We start from the raw sequence: 9,130 nt of genomic DNA, 5'->3' as shown, positions 1-9,130 counted from the left end.
AATTAATCGCTTTTAGCTTAATTTCTTTTGTATAGGTTGTTCTAATTTTCCCCATGAAAAAATCCCCTCCATAGAAGACAGTACAATCCTTTCTTTTTACTGTCCACTATAAGGGGATAATAACATTACCACGAATCCTTTTTCCGATAAATGATTCTGCAGTAGCATTTAATATCCCGAGTTTCTTGAACCACCAAAAAATACTCTTTCCAAAGAAAGATAAAGGTAGAAAACGAATTTCTTTGCTTATGGATAAATGCACCTCTCTCGAAGAAGAAAGCTCTACCGCAATTTGTGCACCAGAATTCCCTCCTCCAACTATAAGTGCATTTCCAGGTAGTAATTGGCTAGCATTTTTATATTCAGATGAATGAACTTGAAACACATTATTAGAAAGATTCCTTGAGATTAATGGAATGGAGGGTAATTGAAAAGGTCCAGTTGCAATGATAACCTGTTTTGAATGCAAGGTTTCTTTTTCCGTGATAATAATGAAGGTATTTTCTTGTTTTTCCAAAGATTGAACGTTCGTTTCCATTTGAATTGGTAACTCAAACGTCCTTGCATAAAGGTCCAAGTATTCAACAACTTCATTTTTAGTTGGAAACCCCTGAGGATCACCCTTTATTTGTAAACCAGGTAAAGAACTAAATTCTCTAATAGTAAATAATACTAAGGAATCATAACGATTCTTCCAAGTATCACCGATTTTCTTACTTTGATCTATTATTAAAAAGTTTTTCGTTTGCTTCAAAAGATGATATCCAATAGAAAGGCCAGCTTGACCTGCACCAATTATAATCACATCAAACATTTTTTATCTCCTTATACAATAAAAATGAATCAATTCTCTTAAAGATATACAATAACCATTTTAATCATTTAAAAAGGGATTTATATAGTAACATAAAAATATCCAATTAAATCCAATTCCTTAACTGTACCTATCATAACATGTTACTAATTTCTTCAGCTAACCCAATTTACTATAATTGTTTTATTATCTGCATAAATTATTGAAATTAATTAACAGCAAATTCTTAAATAATTTATTTCATTCCTGTAAAACCTATATGTAAGTCAAACATAATTCAAATTAGGAGTGTGACTTGAATATGGCAAAAGAAAGAATAAAGAAGCCTTTTTATAGACGTTGGTGGTTTTGGGCTATTGCGGTAATCTTGGTGATAGCTATCGCTACTGGTGGCGGTGAAGATGATACCGACTTAGCAAACGATGCTGGAGATGCTGCACCTCCAGAAACTGAAGAAGGAACAGATGCAGCTGAAGGTGAAAAGCAGGAAGAAACAAAAACATATAAAATTGGTGATGCCGTAAAAGTTGGCGATGTTGTATTTACTGTTCATGGGAAGTCAACTGCAAATAATGTTGGTGGCGAATTTGGACAAAACGCAAGCGGAACCTATTTAATTCTTGATGTCACAGTAAAAAATGAAGGAAAAGAAGCAATCATGACAGATTCATCCTTCTTTAAGTTACTTCAAGGGGATACAGAATATAATGCAGATGATTCTGCAACACTTTACGCGAATGAAGCAGGAAAAGGATTTTTCTTAGAAGAAATTAATCCAAATCTTGAAAATCGTGGGAAGGTTGTTTTTGATGTAGCTGATGCCAAAGCGGCATACCAGCTCCAAGTACAATCTGGTTTCTGGGGAACAGAAACACAAACAATTGACCTTCAATAATAGCCAATGGATCAGGATAAATAAACATATTCCTGGTCTTTTTTTAGTAAGATTTTTTTAGGGGTCGACGCACCCATACAGTACTCTCCAATGCCACTTCGATAAATCCCAAACTTCGAGGCATTACCACTGCCTATGCCACCAAAATGAACACCTCTCTTGTCGAGGTATCAGCATACCTGCAATAGTCATTTCAGACAAAGTCTCGATTGGGAATCGTTAAATAAATTGTTGTCGCTTTTCTTCTGATACTCCAATGTATTCTTCATCTAGTGTAAACTTATTTGCTGCTTCTATTAGTTTTTATATTGACATTCTAGCACGTCCGATCTACTTATAAGGTATTTGTTTACATAACTATTTTCCAGTAAACTATCTTTTGTTCTTATAAAATATTAAACGATTGAGGAATTTACACGTTTCTTATGAGAAAAAGGTAAATGAAAATGACATACTCAAACAACTTCATTCTAGCACTTGGTTACTTATGCTATAGGTTTAACTTTGCAACAAATTGATAAAATACTTTTTTGTCGAGATAATGACAAATTCGTTATTATAATAAAAATAATTTGATCTTTGCTATTTCTTTATTTATTCTTAAGAAAACCACTATTATTTTAGGAGCAAATAACATGAGTAATAATCATTCTGTGAAACAGCGAAATTACAATTCATTGATTTGGACCTTGTCAATTGTCATTGTAGGTGTGATAATCGGAACGTATTTTTTGCCCAAAAGCAATGATGGTAGCATTTTGGGAATAGAATTAACTGTATTACCGTTAATGAATGCCATTTTTAACACCTTTACATTTCTTTTTCTTATTCTTGCATTGATTACAATCAGGCAAAAAAACATTAATCTGCATCGCCGTTTCATTATCGCGGCATTCACGACAACATTTTTATTTTGTATTAGTTATTTGACCTACCATTCAATGGCTGAATCAACTAGCTATGGCGGGGAAGGATTATTAAAGAGTATCTACTATTTTGTTTTGATCACTCATATTTTCCTGGCGGCAGCAATTGTACCACTTGCACTTATTACGCTAGGAAGGGGCTTGAATATGCAAGTAGAAAAGCATCGGAAAATTGCTCGTTGGACGATGCCGATCTGGCTATATGTAAGCTTCACTGGTGTTTTGGTCTACTTCATGATATCACCCTATTATTAATTCCAGTATAAAGGTGTTCTTTTCATAATAAAAAGCTACAAACTTTTTATATTCAAAAAGATTGTAGCTTTTATTTATTACACTTAGAACTCAATAATCATACCTGAACTTATCGTAACTTACCTCAAGTAGTAGCACCATACCTCCACATTTCTGTCTACTTTTTAAAGCAGCCTCGCCTAATGATGAAGTCACCTCTTATGTGGCTACTCTTTTTTTAAATTGTCTATTTGATTGGGTACAGTTCATTCTAAATTTACACTCGTTTTTCTTAGTTACTTTTTATAAAGTTTACTTTCTATTCCTCTAACCCTTTCACACATTCTGCCCATTGTTCTTCGGCAATTCGTTTAAGTAATAGAGATTGCTCCCATCGATCGGAAATTTCCTCCATATTCCCTTTACTATAGCTGTTTTTCGTAATTGCATATCCTGGTGGACCCAATTCACATACGAATGGGAAAATATCTCCAACTCTCGCATCCATCAGCCATTTTTCCATCCCTTGTTTCCACCAACCTTTAAAACGATTCAGCATCGGATGCTCTCCATTTGGTCCAATATCTACTTGCACCTGTTCACCATTTGATACTCTCCCATGAATACACCCGCAACGCTGTAACAATTCATTTAAAAACGGCTCTGCTCTAAAGATATCCCCGACCATCTCTCCAGCGACAACATAGTGAGAAAAATCAATTGTGAGACTTAAATTAGGAATCGCTTTCACATAATCTACCGTGCGCAACAAATCCTGTGTAATTCTTCCTCTATGTGTTTCTACAAAATGAGGGGTACCAAACCGTTCAGCTTCCTCTGTTAACCCTTTTAGCAGCTGTACAGCCTCTTCACCGATAACAAAACTATCCATCACTTGCGAATTGACATGCTGAACGCCAAAGTCTTGTGCTTGCTTTAAAAGAATTGATAAATCTTCACGATTCCACGGATAGGCACTAATGCTAAAGCTAAGCTGATACTTTTCAAGTAAGTGGTGCCACTCCTCCTGTTTATCTTGAGGTGGAAGAAAACCATTAATCCCTGTAAAGCCTGCTTCGGCAATTTTTTCTACCTTTTCTTCTGTTATCCATTCTCGTACGCCATTTCCTATCCCATTCATCGCCCACCATGATTGTTGAATATCTAAACGTGGTGGAGCACTGCTTCCATTATTTATTTTATTCATCTTTCCACCTTTTCCTAATATAGGTTAATGTATTTCCGCTTGGGTAAATTCCGTACCACATGGATTCGATTCTGTCGTTTCAATATCCGTAACAGGCGTACCATCCTGTTTATACAGAGGTTTGTAGAAATTTCCTGCTTTTGTGGTGGAAATCCCAGCATAATGACAAATAAACGATCGGCGAAATTTGTCTTTTGAAGTATTTGGATAAGATCCATGAATTACATTCCCATTAAAAAACAACACATCGCCTGGCTCCAGGATTGCAGGTATTGGTTGGAGCCCATCTGGTATATCGACCTCTTCACGAGTAAACGATTTCTCTGGGTCAGCTCTATGAGGGCATTGAATTTCAGCATGCTGTGAATTAGGAACCACATATAGTCCACCGTTTTCTTCATTAGATGGATCAATTGCGGTCCAGGCTGCAATACATGTTCCTGGTTCCATCTTTAAATAAAAATTATCCTGATGAAGTGCCTGCCCCTTTGCACTTGGGGGCTTATAATAAAACATACTTTGTGCTGCAAGTGGCTCCTCTTCAAGTAGTTTTGTCAGAATTGAAAACAGCCTTACATCCAACAAGTACTTCATAGATAGTGAGTCGATTTTATGAGGGTGCATGATCCTTGGATACATCTTCAATATATCGCCTTTTGCTTCTTCCTCTGAAAGTGGTGAAAAATAACCCGGTATTGGTCCTTCGGAATGTATTTGCATAAACCGATTTTTTAACTGCTCAATTTCCTCGCTTGAAAATAGTCCTTTTACAATCAAATATCCTTCTGAATCAAACTGTTCTTTTTGTGCCTCTGTAATAATCTCCACCATCATCCACCTCTTTTTTATTAATAATTGCTATAATTAAATTATAGGGAGATCTCAAAATGAAAGGAATAGAGAGAATGACTATAAACCATAACAATCCTGCTATTTTTAAAAATGCTTCATCACCTGGGGTTCTTTTTTCAGATCATTATCATCAGTCAAATGAATACAAGGTCACTCGATCAAATGGAGCGAAAGAGTGGATAATAACGTTTACTCTTTCTGGGGAAGGTTTGTTTAGTGTGGACGGTCATGAACAGCATGTAAAAGCAGGTGATCTAGCCATTTTAAAACCAAAAACCGCTCATCAATATGGATCTAATAACAATCACTGGGAATTCTTTTGGGCTCATTTTCTTCCAAGACCTACTTGGATAGAATTACTTACTCTTCCTGAAACAACAAAAGGCTTTATCTATTTTCCAATTAATAATATACAGCTACAAGAACGTGTTAATAATAGCTTTCAGCGAATGATTCGTGATAATCGTTTGCTTCAAGAGTTTTCTTTGGAGTTATCGATGAATGCACTTGAAGAAATTTTATTGGCTATCAATCAATGGCTACAAACCACAAAAGCAAACAAAATAGATTACAGAGTGCAACAGGTTGTTCATATATTGAATGAAGAGTTAAGAGAGGCGCATACAATTCAATCCTTAGCTGATCATGTCTGTCTCTCCCCTTCACGACTATCCCACTTATTCCGAGAACAAGTCGGCACATCTATAATGGCAACACTTTTATCAATTAGATTGCGCCATGCAGCAAAACTACTAGAATTCACCCAGTTACCCATTTCCGAGATCGCAAATGAAGTAGGCTTTGCAAGCCCCTTCTATTTTACAAAACAATTTACTACTTGTTATGGGATGAATCCGTCGGCATATCGTAAAAGGCTGTTAGAGCATTAAGGGAGTGTTTTTTATAATTTTCGTAGTTTGTTAAACACATCTCCCTACATATCGAAACATTTCTTATAATGATTTTCATTTATGTTAAACTGTCCCATTTCAAGTTATTTCAAATCTAGGCGTTCAACTCAATCTTTTTTCTATAAAAAAGACTCTTATCTTAATTACTAATAAACACCTTATTATGGAATATTTAAGTATTTTCTATTAAACATTTTCTTTAACTCTATACCAATACTTATAAATTTCAGAGTATCCAATTTTTGAATATAGTCTTAATGCAGAGTCGTTATTCAATAGAACTGCTAGATAACTGTTTTTAGCTCCATTTTCTTTCCCCCATTTTAATAAATTCAATATCAACTGTTCGCCGAATCCTCGATTCCTAAAATTAATATCAGTTACAATATCATAAAGCCCTATGTACTCCCTTTCTATGACCCCAAGACCACAGGCAATCACATCTCCCTGATAATATAGCGATATACAGGAAATAGACGCGTTCCTAAATAAACGCGCCCTATAATAGAAGATTCTTCTTGTTCCATTTCTTCTAACTTCTTTTTTGTATATCTGTTAGTGGAAAGAAACCCCATCACCATCAATTCAAGAAATTTGTGCTACTCATTAAAAACTATAGAGGGATGAAATTTTCGTTTTAGGGTTAATTAGATTAGCTTGATAAGCATGTGGAGCTCCTACTAATGGGACCTATGTTTTTGATACCCCGGCAATGAATGAAATCGGCGAATAGTTATCATAATAATAAATGATATCAACAAAACAAAACGTATCGAATAGATAATTGGAGGCTGAGATCATCTTGCGAATATTCAATCTTTCTCTTATGCTTTTTATACTAAGTGTTTGCTTTGTTATAATGATGGATCTGCTAGTAAAATTGCCTCTCCATGTTTCCCTTACAAATATCATTTCTCCTTTCACATTCATGACAAATGATGAAATAGTTACCATTTCCCTGGTTATGCTTTATGTGTTATCAAAACCAATAGTTCTTCATTTCATAGAGAAAAGGTAACTGTTAAACGCATGCATCACCGATCAGATTTGAACCGTCTCCGTAATCCACCAACCAACAATAAGGCTAAAGGGATGACCGTTCCAAACAGAACAAAAACTGTCTGCAGGGCTAAATTCCCCTCCTCAATATGTTCTGCAAAACTGCCGGTAATCATCATTGAAATAAGTAAAATGAGAAGCCCTATAGGCAGAATGAGCTTCCGATAGTCCCGGATTTGAAACACATCTGCTGCTGCCATCACTCCCGCATAAAAAAAGATAGCGACTTTAAAAAAATCTCCGATAATCAATGTCAGAACGACAAATACGTCCAGTCTCTGAATAAACTCACCGATATTGATCAAACTTATCATGTACAACATGGGGAAGGTGGTCCGTCCGACGATATCTGTCCCGAGCACGGCGATATTCAGCGCACTGGAATAGCTGAGAATGAGTCCGCTAATCAACACAGCGGCGAACCCTGCCCGAACCCCCTTTTTCGGTTTATTCAAATAGGGTAGCAGCATTGTAAAGCAAATCACTTCACCGTGAGGGAATTCAATTGTCTGTTTCAATGAGGTTTTAATCACAGGGCCCCAACCATTGCCCAAGACCGGAAGCAGTCGGTTAATCTCGACTGTACCTGATAAAAGCAAAAGCAAGTTGCTCAGCAGTGCCAATATTACCAAAATGACTAAAAAAATTTGTGCCGTTCTTGCCAAAACTTCAATCCCCTTGTTTAAGACGTATGCGACCGATATGATTAAAACAGAACTGATCACGATTGTTGGCGTTTGATCCAACACCGAACTGACAAGCAAATCTCCTCCATCACGTACATCCCTTGCCGCTCCATAGAGAAAGAAAAGAATGTAAAACAGCCCTAAAGTCCATCCAATCCATTTGCCCAAAATCTCTCTCATGTAAGTGGTGAGTGGAAGATCTGGATAAAGACGAAAAAGTGAAGTATAAACAAAAAAAAGGAATAATCCGCCAGCAGCCCCCAGCAGAATGGCCAACCAAGCGTCTTTTTCCGCCATTATTCCCAAACTGACCACCAGTGCAGTCCCCATGTCAAACAATATAATTAACGAGAACAATTGCCCTGGACTAATTTTCGAGTTTTCCACTTTATCCACCGCCTTTTCCACTTCGATTTATTACCCTTTTCAAACTTTATTTATTTAAAATCATGATCAGATTTGAATTTTCCACGCACCATTGCTACCACTAATAAGAAGATCGGTATACCCACTCCAAACATCAAAAAAACAGTAACTAATAAAACGTCTCCTTCTTCGATTTGCTCCGCAAAGTTGCCGGAAAGCATCATTGATATAAATAAAATGATGATCCCGATCGGGTGAACGAGCTTCCGATAGTCCCGGATTTGAAACACATCTGAAGCCGCCATCACTCCAGCATAAAAAAAGATAGCGACTTTAAAAAAATCGCCGATAATTAACGTCAGAACAACAAATACGTCCAGTCTCTGAATAAACTCACCGATATTGATCAAACTGACCGTATACAACAGAGGGAAAGTGGCTCGTCCGGAAATATCAGTCCCGAGTACGGCGATATTTATTGCACTAGAGTAGCTGAGAATAAGCCCGCTAATCAACACAGCGGCGAATCCTGCCCGAATCCCCATTTGCGATTGATTCAAGTAAGGCAGCAGCATGGTGAAACAAATTAATTCTTCATACGGGAACTCAATTGTCTGTTTAAATGTTATTTTTAACACGGGACCCAACCCATTACCCAAAACCGGAAGCAGTCGGTCAATCTCGATTATTCCGGAAAAAAACATGAGGAAGTTACTCACCAGCGCCAATATCGCCAAAATAACCAAAAAAACTTGGGCCGTTCTTGCCAACACTTCAATTCCTTTGTTCAGGACGTACCCGATAGACAATATCATAACAACATTGACTACTAAAACTGGAGTTTGGTCCAACACTGAACTTATAAGCAAATCTCCTCCTTCACGTACATCCCTTGCTGCTCCATGGATAAAAAAAAGAATGTATAATAAACCCAAGGGCCATCCGAGCCATTTTCCCAGAATCACTCTCATGTAACCGGTGAGTGGAAGCCTAGGATATAAACGATAAAGTGAGGTGTAAACAAAAAATATAACCAATCCGCCTACTGAACCTAGTAGAATAGCCAACCAGGCATCTTTTTCCGCTTTTATTGCCAGAACACGTATTATCGCGGTTCCCATGTCAAACAGTACGATTAACGTAAACAATTGTCCCGGACTGATTTTCGCTTTTTCCACTT

The 9,130-nt window shown here is 36.9% G+C and carries 10 protein-coding genes; 4 read left to right on the top strand and 6 right to left on the bottom strand.

Going from position 1 to position 9,130, the window contains the following annotated elements; genetic code table 11:
- Positions 1 to 106: 106 nt before the first annotated feature.
- Positions 107 to 814, bottom strand: a complete 708-nt coding sequence (locus I7822_RS27165) for a flavin-containing monooxygenase (protein ID WP_207982180.1) — start codon at positions 812 to 814, stop codon at positions 107 to 109.
- A 301-nt stretch (positions 815 to 1,115) separates the two neighbouring features.
- On the opposite strand from I7822_RS27165, the gene I7822_RS27160 reads away from it, so the two are divergent.
- Both I7822_RS27160 and I7822_RS27155 read left to right on the top strand, forming a co-directional pair.
- The gene (locus tag I7822_RS27160) at positions 1,116 to 1,709 is read left to right on the top strand and encodes a DUF4352 domain-containing protein (protein ID WP_207982179.1); all 594 of its coding nucleotides are present in this window, start codon (positions 1,116 to 1,118) and stop codon (positions 1,707 to 1,709) included.
- Positions 1,710 to 2,344: 635 nt separating this feature from the next.
- Positions 2,345 to 2,890: a DUF420 domain-containing protein gene (locus tag I7822_RS27155; RefSeq protein ID WP_207982178.1), complete on the top strand. Its 546-nt coding sequence runs from the start codon at positions 2,345 to 2,347 to the stop codon at positions 2,888 to 2,890.
- A 298-nt stretch (positions 2,891 to 3,188) separates the two neighbouring features.
- Here the strand turns inward: I7822_RS27155 and I7822_RS27150 are convergent, their stop codons facing one another.
- Positions 3,189 to 4,076 (bottom strand): sugar phosphate isomerase/epimerase family protein, encoded by an 888-nt coding sequence (locus tag I7822_RS27150; protein ID WP_207982177.1) that lies wholly within the window; start codon positions 4,074 to 4,076, stop codon positions 3,189 to 3,191.
- A 24-nt stretch (positions 4,077 to 4,100) separates the two neighbouring features.
- The gene (locus tag I7822_RS27145; protein ID WP_243459709.1) at positions 4,101 to 4,907 is read right to left on the bottom strand and encodes a phytanoyl-CoA dioxygenase family protein; all 807 of its coding nucleotides are present in this window, start codon (positions 4,905 to 4,907) and stop codon (positions 4,101 to 4,103) included.
- Between the two features lie 56 nt (positions 4,908 to 4,963).
- Here I7822_RS27145 and I7822_RS27140 point away from each other — a divergent pair, with 56 nt between their 5' ends.
- A complete protein-coding gene (locus I7822_RS27140) occupies positions 4,964 to 5,818 on the top strand; it encodes a helix-turn-helix domain-containing protein (protein WP_207982175.1) in 855 nt (284 codons plus the stop codon).
- 207 nt (positions 5,819 to 6,025) lie between these two features.
- Here I7822_RS27140 and I7822_RS27135 read toward each other — a convergent pair whose 3' ends face one another.
- The gene (locus I7822_RS27135; RefSeq protein WP_307847902.1) at positions 6,026 to 6,352 is read right to left on the bottom strand and encodes a GNAT family N-acetyltransferase; all 327 of its coding nucleotides are present in this window, start codon (positions 6,350 to 6,352) and stop codon (positions 6,026 to 6,028) included.
- Between the two features lie 271 nt (positions 6,353 to 6,623).
- Between I7822_RS27135 and I7822_RS30860 the strand changes: the two genes are divergently transcribed.
- The gene (locus tag I7822_RS30860) at positions 6,624 to 6,857 is read left to right on the top strand and encodes a YczF family membrane protein (protein ID WP_504739669.1); all 234 of its coding nucleotides are present in this window, start codon (positions 6,624 to 6,626) and stop codon (positions 6,855 to 6,857) included.
- Between the two features lie 16 nt (positions 6,858 to 6,873).
- Here I7822_RS30860 and I7822_RS27130 read toward each other — a convergent pair whose 3' ends face one another.
- The gene (locus I7822_RS27130; RefSeq protein WP_207982174.1) at positions 6,874 to 7,980 is read right to left on the bottom strand and encodes a GerAB/ArcD/ProY family transporter; all 1,107 of its coding nucleotides are present in this window, start codon (positions 7,978 to 7,980) and stop codon (positions 6,874 to 6,876) included.
- A gap of 41 nt (positions 7,981 to 8,021) precedes the next feature.
- Positions 8,022 to 9,128 (bottom strand): GerAB/ArcD/ProY family transporter, encoded by a 1,107-nt coding sequence (locus I7822_RS27125; RefSeq protein ID WP_207982173.1) that lies wholly within the window; start codon positions 9,126 to 9,128, stop codon positions 8,022 to 8,024.
- Between the last annotated feature and the right edge of the window lie 2 nt (positions 9,129 to 9,130).

Origin of the sequence: Metabacillus bambusae (assembly GCF_017497975.1) — a bacterium.
GTDB lineage: Bacteria > Bacillota > Bacilli > Bacillales > Bacillaceae > Metabacillus > Metabacillus bambusae.
Note: the sequence above shows the minus strand (reverse complement) of the source record. Positions and strands in the feature narration are given on the sequence as shown.